The sequence below is a fragment of the Phyllobacterium sp. TAF24 genome (assembly GCF_052113785.1).
Classification (GTDB): Bacteria; Pseudomonadota; Alphaproteobacteria; order Rhizobiales; family Rhizobiaceae; genus Phyllobacterium.
Genome location: NZ_JBFRDN010000003.1, coordinates 62,407 through 89,020, shown reverse-complemented (window position 1 = coordinate 89,020; position 26,614 = coordinate 62,407). Strand labels below are relative to the sequence as shown.

Below are 26,614 nucleotides of genomic sequence, written 5' to 3'. Positions count from 1 at the left end.
CTCGAATAACTAGAATTTGCTCGACATATTGAAATTGAAGTTCTGCACCTGATCGCCGTCGACCTTCAGCACGGGTACTGCGTAGTCAAAACGTATCGGGCCGAATGGCGATGCCCACAGAATGCTTGCGCCCACTGAAGCACGCCACTGCATGTCCGTGTTGGCGGCATAGGAACTGTCATTGCCGAACAGCGTGGCGACATCGCTGAATACAGCGCCTCTAATTCCAACACTATCGGGTATCAGCGGTATCGGAAACTGGGTCTCGGCCGTCGCATTGAGATAGGTTGTACCCCCGATGAAACTGCCATCACTGTCCGTAACGCGAGTGTCGCGCGGACCTATACCAGCTGAACTGAAGCCGCGGATCATATCGGTGTTATTCTGGAACGTATCAAAGACACTCAGGCCGTTACTTCCCAATTCCTTGATATAGCCACCGCCAACACGCACCAGACCGACAATATCCTGCTCCTCAGACAGCGTCTTGTAGACGCTGCTTTTGAACGTGGTCTTGAGGAAGCTGGCATCGCCGCCAAGACCGGCGGCTTCCTGCTCGAACTTTGCGTAAATCCCGTCATGCGGATTCTTTACGTCATCGATGGTGTTGTAGATGAGGGACCAGCTCACAGATGATTTTACCCATGCGCCTTGCGCAGCAGCATCGATATAGGCTTGCGAGACCTGCGTCGGATCGGGAATGCCAGCTGCGGTCAATGCAGCGTCGTCGATCGTTATGGTTTGCTGCGACAGATTATAGGCCACTCCCGCCGTCAGATCATTACCGATGGGGAGTCCGAAACGGATCGACCCGCCTGTTGTATCCGTCTGGTATTTGTCGGTGACCCCCGATTGTCGTTTGTAGATATCAAAGCCTGCGGAGATGCGTTCGCCGAGAAAATATGGCTCGGTGAATGACAATCCATAGGACTGATAATTCTGGTCGTTGAAGAGTGTTGTTCCCGCCGACAAGCGAAGGTATTGGCCGCGCCCAAGAAAATTCTTTTCGGTGATCGAACCTTCTACGGATGGTCCTGACTGATCACCGCTCGTGGTGTAGCCGCCGCCGATCGAAAAATCCCCTGATGATTTTTCCACGACGTCCACAATGAGCACAACCTGATCAGGCTGCGAACCGGGGGCAGTCGAGATATTCACGGTCTGGAAGAAGTCGAGGTTTTCCAGACGCTTCTTGGCGCGCTGGATCAGAACCTGATTGAACGCATCGCCTTCGCTCACATCGAATTCACGACGGATAACGTAGTCGCGTGTCTTCTCGTTGCCGCGGATTTCGATGCGTTCAAGATAGGCACGCGGACCCTGATCGATGTTATAGACAACCGAAATCGTGTGGTTCTGGAAGTTGCGGTCGCCGCGTGGCTCGACCTTGGCAAAGGCGTAGCCTTGACCTGCAACCTGCTCTGACAGCTTGTTAACGGAATCCTCGACCTGTTTGGCGTTATAGGTGGAACCCTCAGGAGATTTTACCACGCTGCCAAGCTTGGACGTATCAACACCCTCGACCGAGCTTTGGATTTCGACACCGCCGAACGTATATTTCTCGCCTTCATCAACCGTAACGGTGATCGTGTACTCATTGGTCGCTGCATCAAGATTGGCTGTCGACGAGACAACACGGAAATCCGCATAACCATGTTCATAGTAAAACCGGCGCAAAATTTCCTCATCAGCCCGCATGCGGTCTTCACTATACACGTCATTGCGTGTCAGCCAGGATAAGAAATTGGATCGCCTCGTTGTCATCAAATCTCTTAGACGACGCGTGTTGAAAGCGTTGTTGCCGACGAAGACAATATTGGCGATCTTGGTGCGGTCGCCTTCGTTGATATCGAAAACGACGTTGACGCGGCCTCCGTCCAAATTCATCAGGCGCGAGCTCACCGTGGCATCGTTACGACCAACATTGCGATATGCGACGCGGACAGCTTCGGTGTCGGCATCAAGCGTTTGTTGATCAAACGCACTGCGTGGTTTCAGTTTTACAGCTTCGGCGAGTTGCGTATCCTTGATCTTCTTGTTGCCCTGGAAAATGACCTGATTGACCACCTGATGCTCGGACACGGTGACGATAAGCGCGCCGCCGCCTTGAGTGATGCGCACATCGCCGAACAGGCCCGTTGCGAACAGGCGCTTGGTGGCTGCATCAATATCATTGTTGGAGAAAGGCTTGCCCGGCGTAATGCCGAGATTGTCCTTGACCGTCTGGGCATCAACATGGGTATTCCCGCGCACTTCAATGCGGCTGACTGTTGCTGCATGAGCTGCTGTAATCCCCGCAATCGTGGTGACGATTGCTCCCGAACTTACAAGAGCCGCTGAAATGGCGAGCGCCGACGCTGCACCAACGAATTTTGAACTTGCCGCCATCAGTATTCCAACTCTGTCTTCTTATTCCGGGAAAGGTACTCAACGATGACCGATGGCGGGCGGGCTACGCCTGGGCAAATCTGCTTCTCCGGAAACATCGTCCATGTATGCCGCCCCTCGTTCTTTGCACTGCTGGTCTCGACATTCCCCGCCGGGGATGTCCAAAATCAGTCCGTATTGTCTCGCAATTTTGCTGCAACCCGCTGTTTTGTAATCGAACGTTGCTGGCCATTTTGTTGACGCAAAGCCGCTTTCGCCCCTAAGGGCGGATGACAGAACTCATCTTCTGGAATGCGGACTGAAAACCCTGCAGCTTGAACGGGAAATGCATATACTCGCCTGACTGTAGTACAATCGCGATATCGACTTGATTGCTCGTTTGCAGCAACGCCAATTGCTGCTGATTGAAACTGATGTCGGCAACACACCCTTCAGGCATGCACGACAGAAGAGGAAACTGAAGGGAGGTTTCGCCAATGCGGATGGTTACGCCTTCCCGCAGCAGGAAACCGGCTGGCAGCATCACATGTCCACGGGCGCCGTTTTCATCAATGCCATTGATCTGGAACAGCATTTTGCCGTCAGGCACCCGGTCATCGACAAGTGTTTGCGACACAAAGCAATCATTGCCCGTTTCCAGTGTTTGACAAAGCAAAGACCAATTCTGAAATGTTTCCTCGCGCGGCTGCGTCAATAGTTTGACGGTCAGCGGGTCCTGCAAGCTCGCTTCGGTTCGCACGGGGGTGGATGCTTCCTTTCGGTCACTCATCAATTGATCAAGCAAGGGTTTGCTGTCGACCCCAGCGTGAGCCTGAGCAGAAAACATCACGGCAAATGAGACAAGAATGCACCGGCCCACCGTCAATGCCAGAATGTTCCAATATCGATTGCTTGGTGTCATGGCGTCCCGCACATCGTTTTGCGCTGCATTTCCAGCGGCCTGTTGCCTGTGTTGGCGATAGCTGGAGTGTGTCCTTCCAGCCTCGACCAATCAGGCAAAATTTGCAGAACAGAATGTTTGGAATGCGTTCCAACGGTTTCAGAAGGTTTCTGACCGTGGGGATTTCGTTAACGAGTGTTTCTCGTCCGGCTCTATAGCTGTGGGAATGCTTCGACGGTAAATGACACAGTCTGAAGAAGCCCTGACGGCGCTTTGTTGGTGATGGTAACGGTTCCCCCGAAGCGCTCGATGATCTCCTTGGCAATCGCCAAGCCAAGACCTGCGCCAAGCACGGTCTTGCGCCGGGAAATATCGGCGCGGAAAAACGGTTCAAACACCTTATCCAGAAGTTCAGGAGGAATTCCCGGACCATTATCCTTTATAGTGATGACAGCGGTTTGCAGTCTCTGCTCCATGACAACCTCCGCACCATTGCCGTGGGTTGCACCATTGATGATGAGGTTTCGCAAAGCGCGTTTCAGTGCCAACGGGCTTGCAGCAATGGAGAGCGGTGCCAGACTTTGAACATTCACCTTCATGTCGAGACTGGAAAGTTCTTCGGCTATCTCCTTGATAGTGAGATCAAGCCGCGTGCTTCTAAATGTATCTTTGACAGTTTCTTCGCGAACAAGGCTGATGGCACTGTCGGCAATGTTGCTCAGTTCCTCAAGGTCATTGAGCCATTTCTGGCGATCGAGATCATCAGGCAGGAACTCCGCACGAAGCCGCATTCGGGTCATTGGTGTCCGCATGTCGTGACCCGCTGCAGCAATCAGTCTCATACGGCTTTCTGTGGCGGTTTTCAGCCGCTCGGATAGTCTGTTGATCGTTTGTGCCGTAGCGCGGACTTCCTGAGAACCCGTTTCGGGAACATGGGGCAAAGTCCCGTCGGCGCTGACTGCCGTAACAGCGTTATCCAACAGGAGAAGCGGTTTGGTGATTTTTGATGCAGCAAAGACGGATACTGCGGTGCTGCCGAGGGTGATGAGCGTGATCCAACCCGTCAATATCCACCATGTGTGTGGTGTCATATCCGGAATATCTACGACCAGCCACATGCCCGTTTGCAATCTGATTGAGGCCGCAAGGCCTTGCCGCCCGGCGTTTCGGGTCACAAGGACTGTCCGGGCAAGTCCGTGTTCCCCAAGCTCCCGCATGAACATCCCGGATAGCCGTCTGTCGTCAAAGCCAGGGGCCTGCATTGGTTGCACAGCAAATTCCTGCGATGCGGCGCTCGCCGGATCTGCTTCAATCATGCTGATAACGGGGGTGATCCGCTGTATAACCGGGGACAGCACCGCTTCCGGTGGAGGCCCGCGAAGCACGGTAACGGCGGTAAGCGTGGCCAAGAGCACCACGGTTACGATTGCCAGAAACAGCAACAGGGCAATCCGGTTGCGCAGCGAATTCATGCTTCAGCGACAATCAGCTTGACGGGCACGGTCAGTTGATAGCCACCGTTGCGCACGGTCTTAAAGAGGGGGCGCTCCTCGGAGTCACCGAGCTTCTTGCGCAAGCGGCTCATCAGCACGTCAATGGAACGGTCGAGCGGGTCCCGGTCGCGTCCTTGCGTCAGGTCGAGTAGCTGGTCCCGGGACAAAAGTTTGCCAGCTCGCTCAAGGAACACTTTCAGCAGGTCGAATTCCGCTCCGGTCAGATCAATCATCATGCCCGAGAGGCCAACGACCCGGCGCAATCGCGGTTCAACTATAAAGTCTGCGAACTCGAAAGTGCTGACTTCTTCGTCCGGTAATTTGTCCGCGTTCGAGCGTCGCAAAACGGCTTTGATCCGGGCGGTCAACTCGCGCGGGTTAAATGGCTTGCTCATGTAATCATCGGCACCGATTTCGAGGCCGATAATACGATCGACATCTTCTTTGAGCGCGGTCAACAGGATGATGGGAACCTGTTGTCTTTGACTGCGCATAACCCGGCAGATGTCGAGACCCGATCCGTCAGGCAGCAGGACGTCAAGCACGAGCAGGTCCGGATTGCGCTCGGCAAAGAGAGCGTCAAACTCCCGCCGGTTGGCGGCCACACAAACGCGAAACCCTTGCTCTCGCAAATATCGTCCAAGAAGCGAACGGATTTCGGCATCGTCGTCGACAACCATTATGTTGGGTACAGTTTGCATGGCTCAACGCATTTCTAATCGCATGGCCGTTCCTAACGGTATTTCCAAAAGCCCGGCAGAGAAATTTTGTAACGAAACATTGCTGGCAATGAACCCGGCAATGTTTCGTTACAAAAATACTCCCATCAGCAAGTTTCTGAAATGATTGAGACGGATTTCAGACGCCGGCGCGTTTCATGTTCCCGAAGCAAATGTTTATTCCTGATGCGAGGTAAAAATGAAACGTGCACTCCTGTCTGCGGGGCTGATATCGACGGTCATCTTCGGTCTGACAATGACTCCAAGCCGGGCCGATCCCATCGAGCATCCTTTCGTTGCGACTTCAACGGAGAGGGTCTCGAACATATCATTCACTCAATTGGCTCAATCCTTTCTTGGTGAGGATGATGAGTACGATGAGGAGAATGCATGTCGTGAACAGCTGGAGAAAGCCGACGAAGCCAGGCACGTGCATGAAAGGCATTTTTCCCATCCCAGGGACGCGGCCTCTGCTCTGGCGGGCTGGCTGGCCGCTGAGGAGACGATGGTGGGGATTCGCAGCGAACAACTCGATGCCTGGCGAACATACACGTCCGCATTGCTGGCATTTGCCGAGGGACCCCATCCTCATTTCAGGGATAACGCTGCGCCCGGCAGTGTGAGCGATGATCCTGCCAAACCGCAGGAGAACGAGCCGCAGACGACCGAGCGTATGGCTGATATCGCCATAGAACGTGGGGCAAAAGCCCAGACGCTGAAGCAGGCCACCAAAGCCCTGTTTGAAGTATTGACGCCGGATCAGCAGGCGAAGTTTACCGAAGCTGATCGCAAAGGTCCGCCCGCGCCGCACAGGATGCCCGGCAGCAAGTGAGGCAGTGACGCCCCTCACATCATCGATTTTTACGAGACAGTTTTGAAATGGATCGCACAAATGGACACTAATTTGATGTTCACGTTTTGCAGCCTGACAGTTGCGTTCGTCAACGCTGTCTCATTCTCCTACATCCGGCAGGCGTTGCGTCTGCTGAATACGCATTTCAGGTGCGGGAATCAAAAGGCGTTTGATCGGGACGTTCCTCCTGGCATTGGCCACCAGCCCCGATACGACCTTGCTAAGGATATTGCTCCCACCGAAGAGGACCGTATTTAAAGGTGGTCCTCAGGAAAAATTCCATCATTTTTTGAATCCGGTTGACAATAGCGATCAAGTGATATTGCTTTGTAAAGCGTTTTACTAAACCGCTTTACAAATGGAAAATGCGCCGTGATCAAGAAGACAACGCCAAGTCTGAAAGATGTTGCAGCTGCCGCCGGTGTGTCCGTGACCACCGTTTCCCGGCTTGTGAATGGCAGTCTCGATCTGCCGTATCACACCAAAAAGCGTATTGAAGACGCGATCAAGTCACTCAACTACATGCCTAATCCGCATGCCCGCCGTTTGAGCATGGGGCGCTCGGATACTATCGGTCTGGTTGTCCCGGAAATTGCCAATCCGTTTTTCTCGACCCTGGTGGCAGCCGTCGAGCAGGCGGCTGACGAACGGAAGCTGGCGGTCTCTCTCCATGCCACGCTCAATCGTCCGGGTCGCGAGATTGAGTATCTGCAGCTGATTGAGCGGAATCATGTGGATGGGCTGATCTTCATCACCAACCACCCCGATGATGGAGCACTCGCCAATCTTATCAATCGCTCCGGCAAGGTCATCATCGTCGACGAAGATGTTCCGGGTTCAAAGGCGCCAAAGCTTTTCTGCGATAACGAGAATGGCGGCTATCTTGCCGGTATTCATCTTGCCGAGCAGGGGCATAGCCATGTTCTCTTCATAGGCGGTGATGAGCGCATGATCAGCGCGCGCCGTCGTTTCGATGGTCTGATGCGCGCACTGCGCGAGCGGCATGGCGGTGTGGCAAAGGTTGATCGGTATGCCGGTGAATATACCGTCAAATATGGGCGGGAAGCGGCCCTCCGGTTCCTTGAAGAGCGGCATGAAGCAACGGCCATCTTTGCCAGTTCCGACGAAATCGCCATCGGTCTGATCGAGGTTTTCAAGGATAGGAATATCTCGGTTCCTGATGATGTCTCGATCATTGGCTTCGACGATGTCGGGCCGCTTCACCTTTTTGCGCCGCCGCTGACGGTTGTTCGTCAGCCGGTCCGTCAACTCGGCCGCCGCGCACTGGAACTGCTTTTGGAAACAAACTGGCAAGAATGGAAACCTTCCGCCTCGGAAGAACTTCTGCCTGTTGAAATCGTCGTGCGGAACTCCGTTGCTCCGCCTGCGAAATAACAAATGTGACGGTAAAAAAAACCAACAGAGGATGAGAACATGACTTTGAATTTGAGCAGGAGAACACTGATCGCATTGGCTGGCTTCACCGCATTGGGTTGTGCCAGTGCGTCCACGGCCATTGCACAGGAAAAAAAGACAATCGCGCTTGTGCAGATCAATCAGCAGGCGCTTTTCTTCAACCAGATGAATCAGGGTGCGCAGAAGGCTGCAGATGCTGCCGGCGTGAAGCTGGTTATCTTCAATTCCAACAACGAGCCGACGGCACAGAACAGCGCTATCGAAACCTATATTCAGGAGAAGGTTTCCGGCCTTGCTGTCGTTGCCATTGACGTCAATGGGCTGATGCCTGCCGTCAAGCAGGCTGCCGATGCAGGTATTCCGGTTGTTGCCATTGATGCGATCCTGCCTGATGGCCCGCAGAAGGCGCAGATCGGCGTGGACAATGCCAAAGCTGGCGCTGACATGGGCAAGTTCTTTCTTGATTATGTGAAAACCAATATGGGCGGCAAAGCCAAGATCGGCGTTGTCGGTGCGCTCAATTCCTACATTCAGAATGTCCGTCAGGATGGTTTTGAAAAGACGGTCAAGAGTGCCGAAGGCATTCAAATGGCTGGCGTGGTCGATGGTCAGAACGTGCAGGACAATGCCTTGTCTGCCGCAGAAAACCTGATCACTGGCAATCCCGATCTGACCGCAATCTATGCAACGGGTGAACCTGCCTTGATGGGTGCGATTGCTGCCGTGCAAAGTCAGGGCAAGCAGGACACGATCAAGGTGTTTGGCTGGGATCTGACCGCGGAAGCCATTGCGGGTATTGATGCAGGATTTGTCGCCGCCGTTATCCAGCAGGACCCGTCGGCAATGGGCGGCGCCGCCGTCGATGCTTTGCTGAAAGCCTCGGCAGGCCAGACCGTTGAGAAGAACATTGCTGTTCCCGTAACGATCGTGACCAAGGCGAATGTCGATCCGTACCGGGCCATTTTCAAATGATTCAGGACGGTCAGCAAAGATTGGCTGCCGCAAGCGCCGGAGGGGGAAACCTCTCCGGAAGCGCTAGCGGTACGCAACCCGCCCCGCGCATTTCACTGCGCGGTATACGCAAATCATTCGGCTCGCATCAGGCGCTGCGCGGCGTTGATCTCGATATCTTTCCCGGCGAATGTCTCGGCCTTGTTGGCGACAACGCGGCGGGCAAGTCGACGCTGACAAAGATCATCTCCGGTACTTACATTCCGGACGGCGGCACCATGACCATCGAGGGCGAAGAAGTTCGTTTGTCAGGACCAGCCGATGCGCGCAACAGGCATATTGAGATGGTTTTTCAGGATTTGAGCCTGTGTGATCAGATTGATGTTGTCGGCAATCTCTTTCTCGGGCGGGAGCTTAGCAAGGGCATATTCCTCGACAGCAAGACCATGCTGGCAGAAGCGCGCAAAATGCTGGATGCGCTGGAAATCCGTATCCCGAAACTAACCGGCAAGGTGGCCCAACTCTCCGGTGGACAGCGTCAGGCAATCGCCATTGCCCGTGCCGCATCCTTCAAGCCAAACGTGCTGATTATGGACGAACCCACATCTGCACTTGCCGTGGCCGAAGTCGAAGCGGTGCTTGCCCTGATCAATCGCGTCAAGGCCAACGGAGTTTCGGTGATCCTTATCACGCATCGTCTTCAGGATCTCTTCCGGGTCTGTGATCGTATTGCGGTCATGTATGAGGGCACGAAAGTTGCCGAACGCCAGATCGGCGGAACCAATCTGGAAGACCTTGTGAAACTGATTGTCGGCGAAGGAGCAAGGCAATGACCGTCTATACCGAACGCGGTCACGGATCGCGCATTGCCGATTTCTTCGGCGAGCATGCACAGGTTCTGTCCATCGCAATTTTCTTTGCTGCCTGCATGATTTTCTTCTCCGTTGGTAGCGACACCTTTCTGACTGCGGGAAATATTCTGAATATTGTGCGGCAAGCCGCACCAATATTGATTGTTGCGATTGCCATGACTTTCGTGATCATCACTGGCGGCATTGACCTGTCGGTTGGCTCGCAGGTGGCCCTTATCAATGCCGTTGCCGCCGTCGTCATGGCGATGGGATATCCTTGGCCATTGGTGGTCATCGCAATGCTCATTCTGGGTGGCGGTCTCGGGTTCGCTCAAGGCTGGTTTGTTGCCTATCAGGGCATACCGGCGTTCATTGTTACACTTGCGGGTCTTTCTATCCTGCGCGGCTATGCGCTCTATCTGACGCAAGGCTATTCTATACCCATTCAGGACGCGCCGGGGTTCTTTGCCCTTGGTCGCGGTGTTGTTGGCGGCATTCCCGTGCCCGCCATCATTGCCGCTGTCGTGGCTGTTCTCGGCTATGTGGCAATCACTGCGACGAAATATGGCCGTCAGGTCGTGGCTGTAGGTTCCAATATGGAGGCGGCCCGCCGTGTCGGTATGCCCGCCAAATGGATCATCGCATCTGTTTACATTATTTCAGGCGTTGCATGTGCAGTCGCCGGACTGCTGATCGCGGCGCGATTGGGATCAGGTTCTTCCAATGCGGCCGTGGGTTTCGAATTGCAGGTTATCGCCGCGGTTGTTCTCGGTGGAACATCTCTCATGGGCGGCCGTGGCACCATTCTTGGAACAGTTCTCGGGACGCTGACTATTGCGGTCATCGGCAATGGTCTGATCCTCATGCACATCTCGCCGTTCTTCACCCAGATCGTAACGGGCGCGATTATCCTGATCGCTATCTGGCTGAACACACGGATTTTCACTGCAAACTTTCGCTTCGGCGGTAAGAAGAGGTGACAGCCGTGAGCAATGAATTATCTGAAGGGCATATTCGCTCCGGCAAGGTGATGACCGTCAATGGTCCCATCGCTGCGGATGCGCTCGGCATTACCTTGATGCACGAGCATATTCTCAACGATTGCCGGTGCTGGTGGCATGCGCCCAAAACACCCGAGCGGCAGTATCTTGCCGGTGGTTTCGTGTGCATCGAAATTCTCGGCGAATTGAAGCAGGACCCCTTTGTCAACAAGCACAACATCACGCTTGATGATGAACCACTGGCGATTTCAGAACTGCGCGCCTTTGCCATCGAAGGCGGGCAGACGGTGGTTGAGCCGACATGCCGGGGCATTGGCCGCAATCCGCTGGCCCTGCGGCGGATCGCAAAGGCTGCCGGTCTCAACGTGGTGATGGGCGCGGGCTATTATCTTGGCTCATCCCACCCCCATGAAGTTGCTGCGATGACTGTTGAGGATATCGCCAGTGAAATTGTGCGCGAAGCAGTGGAAGGTGTTGACGGGACCGATGTCAAAATCGGCCTCATAGGGGAGATTGGCGTTTCCTCGGACTTCACCACGGAGGAAGAAAAGTCACTGCGCGGCGCTGCGCAGGCACAGCTGCGTACGGGACTTCCGCTCATGGTGCACCTGCCCGGTTGGTACAGGCTTGGCCACCGCGTTCTTGATATTGTGGAGCAGGAGGGGGCCGATATCAGGCACACGGTTCTCTGCCATATGAACCCCTCGCATGATGACTTTGCCTATCAGAGCGAACTTGCTTCGCGTGGGGCATTCATTGAATACGACATGATCGGCATGGATTACTTCTATGCGGACCAGCAGGTGCAATGTCCAAGCGATGAGGATGCAGCGCGAGCCATCGTGCGTCTGGCTGAGGCGGGTTATCTCGACCGGGTTCTTCTGTCTCACGATGTTTTCCTCAAGATGATGCTGACCCGATATGGCGGTAATGGTTACGCCTATATCCTGCGCCATTTCCTGCCTCGTCTTGAGAGGCATGGCCTCGACAGGGCGGCTCTCGATCAGATGATGCGGGCAAACCCGCGCGCCGTCTTTCACGCCGGAACCTGAAGCAAATCCCTATTTGAAATGAAAGAGTGATTACCCATGACAAAGAAAGTACTTCTCGTTGGCGAAAGCTGGGTCAGTTCGGCCACCCATTACAAAGGTTTTGACCAGTTTGGCAGTGTCACCTTTCATCTGGGTGCAGAGCCGCTGGTCAAGGCATTGRCAGGCAGCGAGTTTGACCTGACCTATATGCCCGCGCACGAAGCGGTCGAGAAATTCCCGTATGAAATGGCGGGTCTGGATGCCTATGACGTCATTATCCTGTCGGATATTGGTGCAAACTCGCTGCTGCTGCCGCCTGAGGTCTGGCTGCATTCGCGCACTGTTCCCAACCGGCTCAAGCTCATCAAGGCCTGGGTGGAAAAGGGCGGGGCGCTCCTGATGGTCGGTGGCTATTTCTCGTTTCAGGGCATTGACGGCAAGGCGCGTTGGCGGCGGACAGCTGTCGAAGATGTGCTTCCGGTTACCTGTCTTCCCTATGATGACCGCGTTGAAATCCCCGAGGGTACAACGGCGAAAATTCTCATGGCCGATCATCCTGTCATGGCCGGTCTCAGCGGGGAATGGCCGGTGCTCCTCGGTGTGAATGAAGTTGAAGTGCGTGAGCGCGCAGACGTTGAAGTCATCGCCACCTTGCCTGACGATCAGGGCGGCCACCCACTGCTGGTTCTTGGACGTTATGGCAAGGGTAACACAGCTGTCTGGACATCCGATATCGGACCGCATTGGCTTTCACCCGCCTTCTGCGAATGGGAAGGCTACGGCAAGCTTTGGAAGAACATTCTGGCTTGGCTCACGCGCTGATTGCCGCAAACACCAACCACTCAAAAAGCATATGAAAGGGAACCACATGCAGGAAATATCGGATCGAAGCTCCAATGCCGTGCAGGAGATTTTCGGCACAAACAAGGTGCTGATAGGAATGATCCATTGCCCGGCTTTCCCCGGCGCGCCGCGGTATAACAGGGCAAGTATGGATTCAATCTACGATACCTGCATGCGGGATGCCGAAGCCTGTGTGGAAGGCGGTCTGCATGGGCTGGTTATCGAAAACCACGGTGATATCCCTTTCTCGAAACCCGATGATATCGGCCCGGAAACGACGGGATTCATGTCCGTCGTCACAGATCGTATTGCCCGCGCTGTTGGTATTCCGCTGGGGATCAATGTGCTGGCCAATGCGCCAATCCCCGCCTTTGCCATTGCCATGGCAGGCGGTGCCAAGTTCATCCGTGTCAATCAGTGGGCCAATGCCTATGTGGCCAATGAAGGGTTTATGGAAGGCCGCGCGGCGGAAGCCATGCGCTACCGCTCCATGCTGCGTGCGGAACATATCAAGGTCTTCGCCGACAGCCACGTGAAGCATGGCAGTCACGCTATCGTCGCGGACCGTACGATTCAGGAACTGACGCGCGATCTCGCCTTCTTTGATGCTGATGGCGTCATCGCAACGGGACAACGCACTGGCAATGCCGCGACGATTGAAGAGATTGAAGAAATTGGCTCGGCAACGCATCTGCCGCTATTGGTTGGGTCAGGTGTCAACCGGGACAATATCGTGGAAATTCTCAGCCGCACCAATGGGGTGATTGTCGCCTCGTCATTGAAACATGGCGGTGTCTGGTGGAACCCGGTGGATGTTGAACGGGTCAAGGCATTCCGCGCCGCTGCAGAGCCGGGGTTGGAGCACTAAGCGGATGACAACCGAAAGCCTCTCCGACCGTATTCTGCGGGAAAACGCTACTGTTCTCCAGGCGATGCTCGACCATCGTTTTGTCAGGGACATCAAAAACGATGCGTTGAGCAAGGACGTGTTTGATCGCTATCTTGTTTATGAGGGTGCCTTCGTCGATACGGCAATCTCCATCTTCGCCTATGCAGCGGCGACGGCGCAAACCATGGAGCAGAAGCGCTGGCTCATTGCTGTTCTTGATGCGCTTGCCAATGAACAGATTGTCTATTTCGAGCGAACTTTCGCACTGCGGTCTATCGATCCATCAGCATTCGACGTGAATATACCGGCGGTTGATGCGTTTTGCTCCGGTATGCTCTGTATTGCAGCCGAGGGCGGGTTTCTCGATATTGTTGCCGCGATGTTCGCGGCGGAATGGATGTACTGGTCGTGGTCCAAGGAGGCATCAGCCTGTCGCATCAGCGATCCCTTGCTTAAGGAGTGGGTTGATCTGCATGTAAGCCAGGGTTTTGCCGAGCAGGCATTATGGCTCAAGCGGCAGCTCGATCTGGCTGGCGAAGGCCTTTCCGAACAGGCATGTTCCCGGTTAAGTAGTATTTTCAGCCATGCGATGCAGCTCGAAATTGATTTTCATGACGCGCCTTATCTTTAGCTTTCCGAGGGTTCCCCAATGCGCGCCTATGTAATCGGCAATGTTACCATTGATGAAACAATCGCTGTCGAGGCACTTCCAACGTCCGGTGCCTCTATCCTCGGTGAAATTGGAGCGCACGACCTCGGAGGCAAAGGCACCAATCAGGCCGTCGTCATGGCGCGCTGCGGTGTTCTGACAACATTGGTCGCTCCTGTCGGCAATGATGTTCGGGCAGCAGCAATCCGCGAGCGCCTGCTGGATGAGCCCCTCATTGCCGAGCTGGTGGAGCTAGAGGGAAAATCCAGCGACGTTTCCATTATCTTTCGCCTCCCTGATGGTGAGAATGCCATTGTCACAACAACCGGGTCTGCCCAAAGCCTGACTTCATCTGACGTGGCTTCAAAATTGCTAGTCGCTGAACCTGATGATCTTGCGATCCTGCAGGGAAACCTCTCGCACAGGGCGACGCGCGAAATCCTTGAACGGGCCAAAGCTCTTGAGATGGTCACAGCTTTCAATCCATCCCCGCTGCGCCCGTATTTCGCCGATCTCTGGCGCTTGATTGATGTGGTGTTTCTCAATCAGGGAGAGGCGTTGGCCCTGACGGGAGCGACTGGCGAGGCCGCAGCTAAATATCTGCTGCAACACGGTCTGCGCGAAGTTGTTCTGACCCTCGGCAATAAGGGCGCGATCCTCGCGAATGAGCAGGCCATGATTACGGTTCCGGCCCATCCCTCCGTCGTCGTCGATACAACCGGCGCGGGAGATACGTTCATGTCCGTTGCCCTGGCGTCATCTGTAAAGCGCAATTGCCGTCTTGACCGGCTGGCGATTGAACATGCGGTAAAGGCCGCAGCCATCACGGTGTCAAGAAAGGGGACACAATCCGCTTTCCCAACATCCCAGGAACTGGAGATTCTGCTGGCATGGCACTGAGCAGTTTCTTGTAAATGCCACGACCCGTATTGGGTAAATCTGCTGCAGCACTGTAGCGGGAGAAAGAAATTATTAGGACGGGCACAGGAATAATCTGGCGGTCGGTTGCCAAAAAACCATAATTGTTCCAACAACATTAAATAACGAAACCTGAACGTCAAAAATCGGATCGAAGCTTTAATGCGTATGAAATATGGTTTGCTCTGTGTGTTCCTGGCAATTGCGCCCTCTGCCTATGCGCTGGAAGCCGGTACACCCCCGACCCTGACGCCGCTGCAGCAACAGGCGCAGGCCGCTCGTTTGAGCGCCCAGTTTCTGACGCGTTATCATTACAAGCCTGTTCCATTGGATGATGCGCTCTCCGCCAAGATCATGGACCGGTTCCTCAAAGCACTTGATCCGGACAGGTTCCTCTTCGTGCAGGCCGACATTGACAAGTTCATGGCCGACAGCACGAAGATTGATGACGGCATCAATCAGGAAGACTTGCGGATTCCCTTTTCGATTTTCAATGTTTACGAGCAGCGCGTTGTCGAACGCCTGTCCTATGCGCGTTCACTGCTGAAGCAAGGTTTTGATTTCAGCGCCAAGGAAGATTACCCCTTTGTGCGCGACAAGGAGCCTTGGCCGCAGACAGAGGCTGATAGCAATGAACTCTGGCGCAAACGCGTCAAGAATGACTGGTTGCGCCTGAAGTTGGCCGGTAAGACTGATGCTGGCATTCGCGATACGCTCGACAAGCGTTACGAAAATTCGCAGGAGCGCGCTTACAAATATAAGAGCGACGACGTGTTCCAGATTTTCATGGACGCCTACACAACGTCGGTTGAACCACATACGGACTATTTCGGCGCAACGGCTTCGGCCGAGTTCGATATTTCGATGAAGCTGTCGCTGGTTGGTATCGGCGCCGTCTTGCAGGAGCGGGACGATTACACGACGATCCGTGAACTGATGGCCGGTGGTCCGGCGCAATTGTCAGGCAAGCTTACCGTTGGCGACCGTATCATTGGTGTTGGCCAGGGCGAGCGCGGTGCTATCAAGGAAGTTGTCGGCACGCGTCTTGATGAAGTTGTCAAGATGATCCGCGGCGCCAAGGATTCGGTTGTTCGGCTGGACATATTGCCTGCCGATGCCGGACCGGATGGCAAGCATCGCACGATCAGTCTTGTGCGTGACAAGATCACCCTGGACAAACAGGCGGCCAAGAAGACCATTCTGTCGGTCAAGGATGGCGATGCCACCCGCAAGGTCGGTGTCATCACGTTGCCTGCCTTCTATGAAGATTTCGAGGCGCGCCGCAAGGGCGACAAGAACTACAGAAGTGCCAGCCGCGACGTGGCCAATCTTCTGGCTGAACTGAAGCAGGACAAGATTGATAGCGTCCTGATTGACCTGCGCAACAATGGCGGCGGTTCTCTCGCTGAGGCGATTGATCTAACGGGCCTGTTTGTGGGCAAAGGCCCTATTGTACAGGAACGCAATGCCGGTGGTGAGGTTAATGTCGAGAGCGATAATCTGCCCGCACCCGCATGGACCGGTTCTGTTGGTGTATTAATCAATCGCGGGTCAGCGTCAGCGTCGGAGATTTTTGCCGCTGCGATACAGGATTATGGGCGCGGTGTGATTGTGGGTGAACCCAGCTTCGGCAAGGGCACAGTGCAGACCGTGGTCAATCTCGATCAGTTGGCGCACAATACCAAGCCAAAATTTGGCGAGCTGAAAATGACCGTTGCGCAGTTCTTCCGCGTCAATGGTGGTACGACACAGTTGCGTGGTGTGACGCCTGACATCAGCCTGCCGGGGTTCTCGGACACCAAGACTTTTGGCGAGTCGAGCTATGATAATGCTCTGCCTTGGACACAGGTTCCGCCAGCAAATTACACACCTTCGGCTGATCTGAAGGCAGTGTTTCCCGAGCTGCAAACCCGTCACGACGCGCGGGTACAGAAGGACCCGGATTTCCAGCGTTTCGTCGATGATATGGCTAATCTGAAAGCTCAGCGCGAAAAGCGCGTCATTTCGCTCAACGAAACCGACCGTCGCAATGAGATGAATGAACAGGCAAAGCGTCTCAAATCACGCGAGAAAGTTAGCGATGGTGCGGGAACGGGCGACGATGAGGATTCAGCTGATCTGACAACACAGGATGACGGCTTGCAGGCCAATGAGCGTAGCCTCAGCGCTGACATCGCCATCGAAAAAGCCCGTAAAAGTGCGAAAGATGTGTTGTTGAATGAAGCTGCCAATATTGTTGCCGACGAAGCAACCCTTTTGACGGGTGTTCCGAAGGTGGCAGCACAGCAGCCGGKAGCCACTCCGGCAAAATAGTCAGAGCAGCGGGCTTGAACTAAACGCCTTCGTGCAGATGGTTCCAGTGGAGCATCCGTTGCTCTCGTTTCGGGCGGTTGGGTTGCCATATGGCAACTGACGCCCGTTACCTTAGCATTCAATCGGTTTAGATTGATCGCCGCAAATCAGGCCATTTCACTTGGTTTTTTACGCGCACAAGTGTTCATCAACTTAGGTTTCAATAGGTCAACATTATTGACCTACAGCAGGCTCTCGCGTTCCCCGATCCATGTAATATCCCGCCGACTTTAGAGTCGCATCGACGATTGCACCATGACATCGGCCAGGAGGAGGGACCGCTATGACTATGTCGAGCCAATCAGAAAATTTGCCTGGAGACGGCGAACTGGCGCGCAAACTCAAGAGCCGTCATATTCATATGATTGCTATTGGCGGCGCCATTGGCGTCGGCCTGTTCCTTGGATCAGGTAAAGCCATTTCAATGGCTGGACCCGGACTGTTGCTGAGCTACGCTGTCGGCGGCATTGCTGTTTTCTTTATTATGCGTGCGCTGGGTGAACTGCTTCTGCACAAGCCGGTGGCGGGTTCTTTTGCAACCTATGCGGAAGAGTATGTTGGACCCTTTGCCGGTTTTGCCACGGGCTGGTCGTACTGGTTCATGTGGGTTGTGATCGGCATGGCCGAAATCACAGCCGTTGGCGTCTATATCCACTACTGGCTGCCGGATGTGCCGCAATGGGTGCCCGCTTTGGTGACTTTGGCGGTGCTTTATATCGTCAATGTCGTTGCCGTCAGGTTGTTCGGCGAGCTGGAATTCTGGTTCGCGCTCATAAAGGTCGTCACGATTGTGGCGCTGATCCTTGGCGGCCTTGCCGTCATTATCTTCCGCATCGGTGATCTCGGGCAGCAGGCGAGTTTCTCCAATCTTTGGACGCATGGTGGTTTCCTGCCTTTCGGCGCTCTTGGCGCTGTTCTCGCCCTTCAAATGGTGATGTTTGCTTATCAGGGTGTGGAGCTGATCGGCGTCACGGCTGGCGAGGCTGAAAATCCAGAAGAAGTCCTGCCCCGCGCCACGAATGGCATTATCTGGCGTATTCTGATTTTCTATCTGGGCGCTCTGGCCGTTATCATGGCACTTTTGCCGTGGAACCAGCTTGATCCGAATACCAGTCCGTTTGTTTTCGTATTCGACAAGCTTGGCCTTAGCATCGCCGCTGATGTGATCAATTTTGTTGTTATCACAGCCGCCGCGTCATCCTGCAACAGTGGCATTTTCAGCAATGGCCGCATGTTGTTCACGTTGGCGCGCGCTGGGCAGGCACCACGCATATTCGGCCGGGTCAACCGTAACCACATACCATTTGCTGGTATCACAGCATCGACGGCGGTGATGTCGTTGGGCGTGGTGTTGAACTATGTGGTGCCGGAGCAGGCCTTTATCTGGATCACCAGTATTTCGCTGGTTGGCAGCTTGTGGACCTGGTCTATTATCATGATTGCGCATCTTGGCTATCGCCGGGCTGTCGCGAGGGGCGAGGCCAAGGCCGTGCATTTCCGTATGCCCGGGGCCCCGGTTGCCAATTGGCTCGTTGTTGCTTTCCTTTTGATGGTCGCCGTATTCCTCAGTCTTGATCCATCGACCCGGGTAGCGCTGTACGTTGCTCCCATCTGGTTTGGACTTCTGGCAATTGCCTATCAGTTCATAAAGCGTCAGCGGGTTGCCGCATTCAATCCATCCTGATGGGTTCTGGTACTGCTACAAAATGAAAAACGGCGAGCTTTGCGGCTCGCCGTTTCTGCAAAGGATTTGACTGGAGATCGTATCAACTTTGCCATCTGGCGATGCCGTTTCAATTGCGGCATCGCCAAATTTTTTGTCAGGTATTAGAAGTTGCGCTGGAAACGAATAACGCCGCCAAATGCGTCGTCATTGCCGCCATGCGCAATCGAGTAGTCCTTACGGGCGCCATCGAACTTCGTGTAGTTCACTTCAGGTGTAATCATGAAACCGGGGACGATTTCGTAGGCTACGTTCAAAGCAGCAGCAACAGTGCCTTCGGATTCGTATGCAACCTGTGCATTGACAGTTGCCTTGTCCGAAACCTTGGCAGCAACACCACCCCAAACGGCGTAGTCACCTTCCCAGGTGCCGAACCAGTTACGCTGCCCGAGAGCTGCATCGTCATAATTTGACTGATAGCCACCCATGACCCATGCAGAAACAGTGTCCGTGAACTTCACGTCCAGACGCAGCTTGCCGGCCCATTCTTCGATCTTGGAGTCGTAGCCGACGATGCCGGAAACCTTACCCCAGGATTGTTCGTACTTTGCACCGGCGAGTACATGCGGCATGTAATCGTCGATACGATAATCATAGTTGAAATAGCTGGCGGTCTGTACCTGGCCCTGTTCAGCACCGATGATGGCAGAGAAGCCATTGCCTGCATTGAATGTATAGCTGACCTGATTGCTGTAACCTGACTGGTAGTTGATCACGTCGTCATTGACGATGTTGCCAGCGTCGCCAGTCCATGTACCGAAGATTTCATCGACAACACCGATGCGGAAACCGCCTAGCTCAATGAAAGCCTGCGGGATCGTGCCGCCGCTGTTGGAACCGTTCGTGTAATCGAAACGTGTTTCGATGAAGGAACGCAGGGTGCCAAGTTCGGTTTCCGAACGGGCATCGACGCGGACCGTGGCGCGAGTCTTTTTCTGCCAGGTTCCGAATTCGCCGCCCTTGTAGACATCATCGCCGCCCTTGGCGTCGTAACGCAGATATCCACCGATTTTCAGGCATGTTTCCGTGCCTGGGATATAGAAAAAGCCTTTGCCGTAAGTGTCGCAAACGCGAACATATTCAACGGCTTCTGGTTCAGCAACGACAACTGCATCAGCAGCGCGTGCGCCAGTTACTGCAACGAGAGCTGCAGCAGAGCCGAGAAGTAAGCTCTTGATGGTCATGGGTGATCTCCACACAATCTATTGGAAAGTTGCTTGGCTGAATTGCTTCACAACGGACAGTAGGAATCGCTGTCTGCGTCGTCGGTAATGGAGTTATGTAACGGTTTTATCACGCAACTGATCCAGTTCGCGGATAGCGTGTGTTTTTGTTTGAAGCCCGGCGGTTGGTTGTGTCACTGTGGCATTTCGGCAATAGTTTGAGCCTGCAAATTCTGGGGGAAGGGGTGGCGATCATGAAAGTATATCTGGCTGGCCCCGAGGTCTTTTTGAGCAATGCCAGAGAAGTTTTGGCACATAAAGCCGAATTGGCACGCGCGGCCGGATTTACGCCGCTCCCACCCGGCGATTTGGAAATTCCGCCTACAAACAGCAAGTATGAGCGCGGAATTGCGATCAGCGCTATCGACGAACGACTCATGCTGGCCTCGGATATAATCATCGCGAATCTGACGCCATTTCGCGGTATCAGCGCCGATGTCGGAACGGCTTTCGAGCTTGGCTTCATGTGCGCGCTGGGCCGCCATGTCTATGGTTACACAAACGTCGCTGAAAGCTATCTCGAGCGCACCAGCAGGGATTATTATGGCGGAGCGGTCATTTCAGGCGCCGATAGCAGGCTCACTGGACCCGATGGCCTGAGCATTGAAGATTTTGACATGGCCGATAACCTCATGCTCGAGGGCGGTATTATTTCGCGTGGTGGCGTGTTCATCAGAAAAGCCGTGCCAGATGCTGATATTCTTATTGACCTGACTGCATTTAAAGAATGCTTGGCGCTCGCCGCAGAAAAACATCTGCGATAATCAATGCCCCGAAAGCCCTCTCAAACCTTTATTGGATGAATTGGCAACGTCATCTTTGAGGCCATAAAACGGGCATGCGAAAACCGACTTGCAAGGTGATTCTCAGCGGTTTCTGATGAGCCATTTGGGTTGTCCTACCCCCATTTTCCCCGAAATCCGGCGTTGGATTGTGTGGCAAAATTGTGGCTGTTGACAAGCGCATATCTCCATGCCTAGCATTAAATCAAATTGATTGACCTAAAGGGAACAAAACGACGCCAATCATTTGAAAATGGGGATGAGACATGACCTTGAACAGGAATGCCGTAACACGCCGACTCTCGATTACTTCCCGACTAACGCTCTTTCTTCCCGCTGCGGCCACTATTGGCCTCGCGCTTCTTGCCGCCAGCCCTCTGACAGGCACAACGCGTGCCTCCGCTGAAGCGCTTCTCACCATGCATATTGAAGAACAGACAAGCTGGGTGCGTAACTTCAACCCGTTTGATGTGGGCGGCCGCCGCCAGAGTACGCTTGATTTCGTTTATGAACCGCTTGTTGTGTTCAACGAACTCGACAATGGCAAGCCTACTTATCGTTTAGCGACTGGCTTCAAATTTGCCGACGATCTGAAGTCGATTACCTATACCATTCGCGAAGGGGTGAAGTGGTCAGACGGTAAGCCGCTGAYCGCCGCCGACGTAAAGTTCACCATTGAACTTATGCGCAAAAACCCGGTTCTTGATTTTGTCGGGGTTGCGGACAGCGTCGCCTCTGTGGAAGCGCCATCGCCAACTGAGGTCAAGATCACCCTCAAGGATGTTGATACGCATTTCCCGGAATCGCTGTCTGATCTGCCTGTCGTTCCAGAGCATATCTGGAAGGATATTGCCGATCCGCTTGCCTTTAAGAATGAGAATCCCGTCGGTTCCGGACCGATGACCGAGATCCGCCGCTTCACGCCGCAAGTCTATGAGCAATGCCGCAACCCGAATTATTGGGACACGGTTTCGCTCAAAATCGATTGCCTGAAACTGCCGCAAATCTCTGGTAACGACCAGATATTGGCCACATTGCCCGACGGGCAGATGGACTGGTTCGGATCGTTCATTCCAGAAATTGAAAAGACCTACGTTTCACTTGACCCGAAGCACAATCATTACTGGCAGCCATCGGCTGAAACCGTTGCCTTCCAGATGAATCTCAAGACGACCAAGCCCGGCAACGCGGCTGCGTTCAATGATATCGCGTTCCGCCATGCGATCAGCCTGGTGATGGACAGGACTGCAATGGTCGACATTGCGGGTTTCGGTTATCCCGTGGTCAATCTGCACGCCAGTGGTCTTCCCCCGCGCTTTGACAGTTGGCGCAACCCTGACGCTGAGAAAGCTCAGGATGAGTGGATGACCTACGACATCGAGAAGGCCAACAAAGCACTTGATGCTGCCGGATATGCGAAAGGTGCCGATGGTTTCCGCGCGACGCCAAAAGGCGAACCGATTGCCTTTTCAATCATGGTCCCCAATGGCTGGACGGACTGGATCGACGCGGTGCAAATCGCAGCCGAAGGTCTGCGCAAAGTCGGGATCAATGTCTCCGTTACTACACCGGAATATGAGCAATGGGGCAAACAGATCGTCGAGGGTAATTTCGATACTCTGATCAATTCACGCGCTGATGGTCCAACGCCTTTCCGCGGTTACTATCAATCGCTGGCAACAGCATTTGGCGGCCGCATCACCGGCGCACCATCCCGCTATTCCAATCCTGACCTCGATAAGCTTTTCAGCGATTACAAGCGAGCAACGACGATCGAAGAACGCAAGTCGATCTTCAACCAGATTCAATTGGTCGTTGCCAATAACTTCCCGGTCGTTCCTCTCTTCAATGGCCCGACCTGGTATCAATTTTCCACAAAACGCTTCGCCGGTTGGGTTTCAAAAGATGATCCAGCGTTGAACCCGGAAAATCACGAGAATAACAGGATGCGGCTCATCCATCTTTTGCGCCTGCATCCGATAGACGAAAAGGCTGGCGGAGATAACGGCTGATGCGGCTCCCTCTGCACCGGCTTGCTATTTATGGCGTAGCATTTCTCTTTGCCATTGTTGTCAATTTTCTCGTTCCCCGGCTGATGCCGGGGAGCCCCGTTGATGGAATGATCGCACAGCTTGGTCCGCGTGCCACGCCCGCCGCCATTGAGGCGATCAAGGCCCGGTTTGGTGCGGTTCAGCAGCCTCTGTGGGAGCAATTTCTCGACTATCTGAAAGGACTGGCCTCGCTCGATCTCGGGGTGTCGGTAAAATACTACCCACAGACGGTGGTGGAAGTTCTTGGCCGCTCGGCGGGATGGACGGCCTTTTTCGTTATCACTGCTATTATCTTTTCCCTTTGCATCGGGACAACATTGGGTGCGCTTGCCGCATGGCGGCGTGGGGGGCGGTTTGATTCCATCGTCTCCCCGCTTTCCATCATGATGATTGCCGTGCCACCCGTCGTCATCGCCCTGGCCACACTTTTCACTTTCGGTGTTGCTCTGCGCTGGCTCCCGGTCGGCTATGCCTACAATCCCAATCTCGATCCCGGCTTGAACTTTACGTTCTTCGGCAGCGTCTTTCTTCACGCAATCATGCCCGTGTTGACACTCTCGCCTTATCTCATCGGCGAATTCCAGACGACCATGCGAACCAGCATGATTTCAGTGCTGGGCGAGGATTATGTCACTATGGGCCGGGCCAAAGGCCTGAGCGAAACCGCTGTTATGTTTGGTTATGCCGCCCGCAACGCCATGCTGCCCGTGCTGACCAATCTTGCCCTCATGCTTGGCGCGGTATTCGGTGGCTCCATCGTTACCGAAATTGTCTTCAACTATCCGGGTCTTGGCCTCACACTTTATACGGCAAGCGTGGCCCGTGATTATCCGGTTATTCAGGGACAGCTCCTGTTGATGACGCTGGCGACCCTTGGGGCAAACCTGCTGGTTGATCTCATCTACGGCGTTGTTGATCCGCGCATTGGGGAGGCGCGCACATGAACGCCGGAATGAAACTCTTATTGCGCCAGAAGAAGGCTGTCGTTGGTCTCACCATCGTCGTCGCGCTGTGTCTGATGGCTCTTTTCGCGCCGGTCCTTGCCCCGAACGATCCAGCCGCGCGTGTCGGTCGCTCGCATCAGCCACCAAGCATTGAACATGTCATGGGCACCACAAAAATGGGCCGCGACGTTTTCAGTCAGTTTGTCTGGGGCGCACGGTCATCCCTGACCATTGGCTTTGCAACCGGAATATTCATCACCGTACTCGGTACATTGATTGGGCTTGCCGGTGGTTATTTTGGCGGGCGCACCGACAATATTCTCGACCTCTTGACCAATGCGGTGCTCGTGATTCCCAATATTCCGCTGTTGATCCTGCTGGCATCATTCGCTGGTACAGTGGGACCTGTTGCCATCATGGCTATCATAGCGCTGACATCGTGGCCGTGGGGGGCACGCATGACGCGTTCTCAGACATTGGCTTTGCGCAACCGCGAATTTGTTGTCGCTGCGCGTATGGTGGGTGAGCCGAACTGGCGGATCGTATTTGTCGAGATCGTGCCTAATCTCCTGCCACTCATCGCGCTCAATCTCGTCGGCAGTATTATTTACGCCATCGTTGCCCAGACGACATTGGAATATCTTGGCTTTGGCGATCCATTGAATGTGACGTGGGGAACCATGCTCTACAACGCGCAGAACTCGTCGGCGATTATCGTTGGTGCATGGTGGGATATCGCAGTACCCTGTGCTGGCATCGTTCTGGTCGGGCTTGGGCTTTCATTGCTAAACTTCACTTTTGACGAAATCGCCAATCCGCAATTGCGTTCTGGCCCGGCTCTCCGCCGCTGGTTGCGTCTCAATCGTCTGCGCACACGCGAGTTGGAGGCTGCACGATGAACAATGCACTTCTGCAAATTCGCGATCTCAGCGTTGATTATCTGCTCGACAAAGGCGTTTTCAATGCCGTGAAAAATGTGTCTTTCGACATTGGCCGCGGCGAACTCTTCGGTCTTGCCGGGGAATCGGGCTGCGGCAAGAGCACAATTGCCTATGCGATCACGCGTCTTGCCAAACCGCCGGCATGGGTGGCGGGCGGAGAGATACTGCTTGATGGACAGGATCTGCTCGGTATGACCGAGCGGGCACTGCAAGCCGTGCGGTGGAAACGCATTGGCATGGTGTTTCAAAGCGCCATGAACTCGCTCAATCCGTTGATGCGGGTGGAAGCGCAGTTTCATGACGTTCTCTATCGCCACACGGGCAGCAACCGCGAGAAGTCACGCGCACGGGCGGAAGAAATGTTTCGCCTCGTGGGTATCCCGGCAGACCGGCTTTCCAACTATCCGCACCAGTTCAGCGGCGGCATGCGACAGCGCATTGTGATAGCTATCTGCCTTGCTCTCAGCCCGGAGCTGATCATTATGGACGAGCCGACAACGGCGCTTGACGTGGTGGTGCAGCGGGAAATCCTTGAACAAGTGGTGGACCTGCAGAAGAGCCATGGTTTCTCGGTATTGTTCATCACGCATGATCTGCATTTGATGGCCCAGATTTGTCATCGGATCGGTGTGATGCTGAAGGGGGAACTGGTCGAGGTTGGCGATGTCAAGCAGGTCAGCCGTGCGCCTGTGCATGACTATACCAAACGATTATGGGGCGCGATTCCCAGCCTGCCAAGCATGAATGTCATGGAAAGGAGCCCCGCATGAACGCCCTTCCTGACATTAAGGGCGCGCAAGCAACCGAGGCGTCATCGGTGATTGCGCTTGAAGATATCACGCGATCCTTTGGTCTCGTTCATGCTTTGCGCGGTATATCCTTTTCATTGGTGCCGGGCAGGGCGCTGGCGCTTGTGGGTGAGTCCGGCTGCGGAAAGACAACCTGCGCGCGCATCATTGCAAGGATGGACAACCCCACGTCGGGCACGATGCTTTTTCGCGGCAAAGATGTCACTGCTGTCGGCTCAGGAACTGAGGAAAAGTCTTACCGCCGTGCTGTGCAGATGGTCTTTCAGGACCCATTTGCCTCACTCAACCCTGTGTTCTCCGTCGGGCATCATCTGGTTCGACCGCTGAAACTGCATGGGCATGTGCAGGGCAGGAAGGGCGCAGCGGATGGTGTCGACGCCTTGCTCGAAAGTGTCGGGCTTGATCCCATTTTGACCGCACATAAGTTTCCGCACGAACTCTCCGGCGGGCAGCGTCAGCGGGTGAACATTGCGCGCGCACTAGCCGTGCAGCCGGAAGTTCTTGTGGCGGATGAGCCGACGTCCATGCTCGATGTCTCGATCCGGCTTGGTATTCTGGAACTGCTTTCAAGCATAAAGCGTCAGCGCAATCTTGCCTTGCTTTACATTACCCATGACATAGCAACGGCGGCGCATGTTGCCGAGGAAATCGTGGTGATGTTTGCCGGACAGATGGTCGAGTGGGGAGATACAATGTCTGTTATCACTGATCCTCGTCATCCCTATACCAAGCTGCTGCTTTCGGCCGTGCCCGATCCGTATCAGCCGTTCGTGCCGGGCGACAGTGCACGGTTTCTCCAGCATGCGGAAAAAATCCGTCAGATATCCCGGCCATCATCCGATGGGACAGACAAGGTTGGTCCCAACCATTTTGTCCGCACACTTGGCGAAATCGCCTGATTAAAGGG

The 26,614-nt window shown here is 54.4% G+C and carries 23 protein-coding genes; 18 read left to right on the top strand and 5 right to left on the bottom strand.

The annotated features are described in order from the left end of the window. Positions 1-9: 9 nt before the first annotated feature. The 4 genes from bamA to AB4Y96_RS03900 all read right to left on the bottom strand — a co-directional run bounded on the left by bamA (position 10) and on the right by AB4Y96_RS03900 (position 5,462). Complete coding sequence (bamA, locus tag AB4Y96_RS03915) at positions 10-2,388, bottom strand: outer membrane protein assembly factor BamA (RefSeq protein WP_441915784.1); 2,379 nt, start codon at positions 2,386-2,388, stop codon at positions 10-12. A 259-nt stretch (positions 2,389-2,647) separates the two neighbouring features. Beyond that, on the bottom strand, positions 2,648-3,157 hold the full coding sequence (locus AB4Y96_RS03910) for an invasion associated locus B family protein (RefSeq protein WP_441915783.1): 510 nt from the start codon (positions 3,155-3,157) through the stop codon (positions 2,648-2,650). A gap of 323 nt (positions 3,158-3,480) precedes the next feature. Then, entirely contained in the window at positions 3,481-4,740 is a 1,260-nt protein-coding gene (locus AB4Y96_RS03905) for an ATP-binding protein (protein WP_441915781.1), read from the bottom strand. After that, on the bottom strand, positions 4,737-5,462 hold the full coding sequence (locus tag AB4Y96_RS03900; protein ID WP_091883118.1) for a response regulator: 726 nt from the start codon (positions 5,460-5,462) through the stop codon (positions 4,737-4,739). Before AB4Y96_RS03900 ends, AB4Y96_RS03905 begins: the two co-directional genes overlap by 4 nt. Before the next feature lie 217 nt (positions 5,463-5,679). Between AB4Y96_RS03900 and AB4Y96_RS03895 the strand changes: the two genes are divergently transcribed. The 12 genes from AB4Y96_RS03895 (at position 5,680) to AB4Y96_RS03840 (ending at position 18,918) form a co-directional block, all read left to right on the top strand. Further along, positions 5,680-6,312, top strand: coding sequence for a hypothetical protein (locus AB4Y96_RS03895; RefSeq protein WP_441915780.1), 633 nt, complete (start codon positions 5,680-5,682; stop codon positions 6,310-6,312). A 393-nt stretch (positions 6,313-6,705) separates the two neighbouring features. Beyond that, positions 6,706-7,728 (top strand): LacI family DNA-binding transcriptional regulator, encoded by a 1,023-nt coding sequence (locus AB4Y96_RS03890; RefSeq protein ID WP_441915779.1) that lies wholly within the window; start codon positions 6,706-6,708, stop codon positions 7,726-7,728. Positions 7,729-7,767: 39 nt separating this feature from the next. Continuing rightward, positions 7,768-8,721, top strand: coding sequence for an ABC transporter substrate-binding protein (locus tag AB4Y96_RS03885; RefSeq protein WP_441915778.1), 954 nt, complete (start codon positions 7,768-7,770; stop codon positions 8,719-8,721). After that, a complete protein-coding gene (locus AB4Y96_RS03880; protein WP_091883103.1) occupies positions 8,718-9,533 on the top strand; it encodes an ATP-binding cassette domain-containing protein in 816 nt (271 codons plus the stop codon). The genes AB4Y96_RS03885 and AB4Y96_RS03880 overlap by 4 nt, the downstream gene beginning before the upstream one ends. Next, the gene (locus AB4Y96_RS03875; RefSeq protein ID WP_441915777.1) at positions 9,530-10,531 is read left to right on the top strand and encodes an ABC transporter permease; all 1,002 of its coding nucleotides are present in this window, start codon (positions 9,530-9,532) and stop codon (positions 10,529-10,531) included. The genes AB4Y96_RS03880 and AB4Y96_RS03875 overlap by 4 nt, the downstream gene beginning before the upstream one ends. Before the next feature lie 50 nt (positions 10,532-10,581). Further along, a complete protein-coding gene (locus AB4Y96_RS03870; RefSeq protein WP_441916028.1) occupies positions 10,582-11,604 on the top strand; it encodes a phosphotriesterase family protein in 1,023 nt (340 codons plus the stop codon). A gap of 36 nt (positions 11,605-11,640) precedes the next feature. After that, a complete protein-coding gene (locus AB4Y96_RS03865; RefSeq protein ID WP_441915776.1) occupies positions 11,641-12,405 on the top strand; it encodes a glutamine amidotransferase in 765 nt (254 codons plus the stop codon). Between the two features lie 46 nt (positions 12,406-12,451). Continuing rightward, positions 12,452-13,294, top strand: a complete 843-nt coding sequence (locus AB4Y96_RS03860) for a BtpA/SgcQ family protein (protein WP_441915775.1) — start codon at positions 12,452-12,454, stop codon at positions 13,292-13,294. A 4-nt stretch (positions 13,295-13,298) separates the two neighbouring features. Next, a complete protein-coding gene (locus tag AB4Y96_RS03855; RefSeq protein WP_441915774.1) occupies positions 13,299-13,946 on the top strand; it encodes a TenA family protein in 648 nt (215 codons plus the stop codon). A gap of 18 nt (positions 13,947-13,964) precedes the next feature. Next, positions 13,965-14,864 (top strand): ribokinase, encoded by a 900-nt coding sequence (locus AB4Y96_RS03850; RefSeq protein WP_441915772.1) that lies wholly within the window; start codon positions 13,965-13,967, stop codon positions 14,862-14,864. Between the two features lie 180 nt (positions 14,865-15,044). Further along, positions 15,045-17,195 carry a carboxy terminal-processing peptidase gene (locus AB4Y96_RS03845; RefSeq protein WP_441915770.1) on the top strand — a complete coding sequence of 717 codons (2,151 nt, stop codon included), beginning with the start codon at positions 15,045-15,047 and terminating at the stop codon, positions 17,193-17,195. 322 nt (positions 17,196-17,517) lie between these two features. Beyond that, on the top strand, positions 17,518-18,918 hold the full coding sequence (locus tag AB4Y96_RS03840) for an amino acid permease (protein ID WP_091883084.1): 1,401 nt from the start codon (positions 17,518-17,520) through the stop codon (positions 18,916-18,918). Positions 18,919-19,061: 143 nt separating this feature from the next. Here the strand turns inward: AB4Y96_RS03840 and AB4Y96_RS03835 are convergent, their stop codons facing one another. After that, positions 19,062-20,141: a porin gene (locus AB4Y96_RS03835; RefSeq protein ID WP_441915767.1), complete on the bottom strand. Its 1,080-nt coding sequence runs from the start codon at positions 20,139-20,141 to the stop codon at positions 19,062-19,064. A gap of 233 nt (positions 20,142-20,374) precedes the next feature. On the opposite strand from AB4Y96_RS03835, the gene AB4Y96_RS03830 reads away from it, so the two are divergent. From AB4Y96_RS03830 to AB4Y96_RS03805, 6 genes are all read left to right on the top strand, one after another. Then, positions 20,375-20,944, top strand: coding sequence for a nucleoside 2-deoxyribosyltransferase (locus tag AB4Y96_RS03830; protein ID WP_441916026.1), 570 nt, complete (start codon positions 20,375-20,377; stop codon positions 20,942-20,944). A gap of 284 nt (positions 20,945-21,228) precedes the next feature. Further along, a complete protein-coding gene (locus AB4Y96_RS03825) occupies positions 21,229-22,974 on the top strand; it encodes an ABC transporter substrate-binding protein (protein WP_441915765.1) in 1,746 nt (581 codons plus the stop codon). Next, on the top strand, positions 22,974-23,957 hold the full coding sequence (locus AB4Y96_RS03820) for an ABC transporter permease (RefSeq protein ID WP_441915763.1): 984 nt from the start codon (positions 22,974-22,976) through the stop codon (positions 23,955-23,957). Before AB4Y96_RS03825 ends, AB4Y96_RS03820 begins: the two co-directional genes overlap by 1 nt. Next, on the top strand, positions 23,954-24,856 hold the full coding sequence (locus tag AB4Y96_RS03815) for an ABC transporter permease (RefSeq protein ID WP_441915761.1): 903 nt from the start codon (positions 23,954-23,956) through the stop codon (positions 24,854-24,856). Before AB4Y96_RS03820 ends, AB4Y96_RS03815 begins: the two co-directional genes overlap by 4 nt. Continuing rightward, the gene (locus AB4Y96_RS03810; RefSeq protein WP_441915760.1) at positions 24,853-25,668 is read left to right on the top strand and encodes an ABC transporter ATP-binding protein; all 816 of its coding nucleotides are present in this window, start codon (positions 24,853-24,855) and stop codon (positions 25,666-25,668) included. Before AB4Y96_RS03815 ends, AB4Y96_RS03810 begins: the two co-directional genes overlap by 4 nt. Further along, complete coding sequence (locus tag AB4Y96_RS03805) at positions 25,665-26,606, top strand: ABC transporter ATP-binding protein (RefSeq protein WP_441915758.1); 942 nt, start codon at positions 25,665-25,667, stop codon at positions 26,604-26,606. Before AB4Y96_RS03810 ends, AB4Y96_RS03805 begins: the two co-directional genes overlap by 4 nt. Positions 26,607-26,614 lie beyond the last annotated feature (8 nt).

Coding starts and splice junctions, on each gene's coding strand:
- bamA (WP_441915784.1), bottom strand. CDS start 2,388: ATGGCGGCAAGTTCAAAATTCGTTGGTGCAGCGTCGGCGCTCGCCATT.
- AB4Y96_RS03910 (WP_441915783.1), bottom strand. CDS start 3,157: ATGAGTGACCGAAAGGAAGCATCCACCCCCGTGCGAACCGAAGCGAGC.
- AB4Y96_RS03905 (WP_441915781.1), bottom strand. CDS start 4,740: ATGAATTCGCTGCGCAACCGGATTGCCCTGTTGCTGTTTCTGGCAATC.
- AB4Y96_RS03900 (WP_091883118.1), bottom strand. CDS start 5,462: ATGCAAACTGTACCCAACATAATGGTTGTCGACGACGATGCCGAAATC.
- AB4Y96_RS03895 (WP_441915780.1), top strand. CDS start 5,680: ATGAAACGTGCACTCCTGTCTGCGGGGCTGATATCGACGGTCATCTTC.
- AB4Y96_RS03885 (WP_441915778.1), top strand. CDS start 7,768: ATGACTTTGAATTTGAGCAGGAGAACACTGATCGCATTGGCTGGCTTC.
- AB4Y96_RS03880 (WP_091883103.1), top strand. CDS start 8,718: ATGATTCAGGACGGTCAGCAAAGATTGGCTGCCGCAAGCGCCGGAGGG.
- AB4Y96_RS03875 (WP_441915777.1), top strand. CDS start 9,530: ATGACCGTCTATACCGAACGCGGTCACGGATCGCGCATTGCCGATTTC.
- AB4Y96_RS03870 (WP_441916028.1), top strand. CDS start 10,582: ATGACCGTCAATGGTCCCATCGCTGCGGATGCGCTCGGCATTACCTTG.
- AB4Y96_RS03860 (WP_441915775.1), top strand. CDS start 12,452: ATGCAGGAAATATCGGATCGAAGCTCCAATGCCGTGCAGGAGATTTTC.
- AB4Y96_RS03855 (WP_441915774.1), top strand. CDS start 13,299: ATGACAACCGAAAGCCTCTCCGACCGTATTCTGCGGGAAAACGCTACT.
- AB4Y96_RS03850 (WP_441915772.1), top strand. CDS start 13,965: ATGCGCGCCTATGTAATCGGCAATGTTACCATTGATGAAACAATCGCT.
- AB4Y96_RS03840 (WP_091883084.1), top strand. CDS start 17,518: ATGACTATGTCGAGCCAATCAGAAAATTTGCCTGGAGACGGCGAACTG.
- AB4Y96_RS03835 (WP_441915767.1), bottom strand. CDS start 20,141: ATGACCATCAAGAGCTTACTTCTCGGCTCTGCTGCAGCTCTCGTTGCA.
- AB4Y96_RS03830 (WP_441916026.1), top strand. CDS start 20,375: ATGAAAGTATATCTGGCTGGCCCCGAGGTCTTTTTGAGCAATGCCAGA.
- AB4Y96_RS03820 (WP_441915763.1), top strand. CDS start 22,974: ATGCGGCTCCCTCTGCACCGGCTTGCTATTTATGGCGTAGCATTTCTC.
- AB4Y96_RS03815 (WP_441915761.1), top strand. CDS start 23,954: ATGAACGCCGGAATGAAACTCTTATTGCGCCAGAAGAAGGCTGTCGTT.
- AB4Y96_RS03810 (WP_441915760.1), top strand. CDS start 24,853: ATGAACAATGCACTTCTGCAAATTCGCGATCTCAGCGTTGATTATCTG.
- AB4Y96_RS03805 (WP_441915758.1), top strand. CDS start 25,665: ATGAACGCCCTTCCTGACATTAAGGGCGCGCAAGCAACCGAGGCGTCA.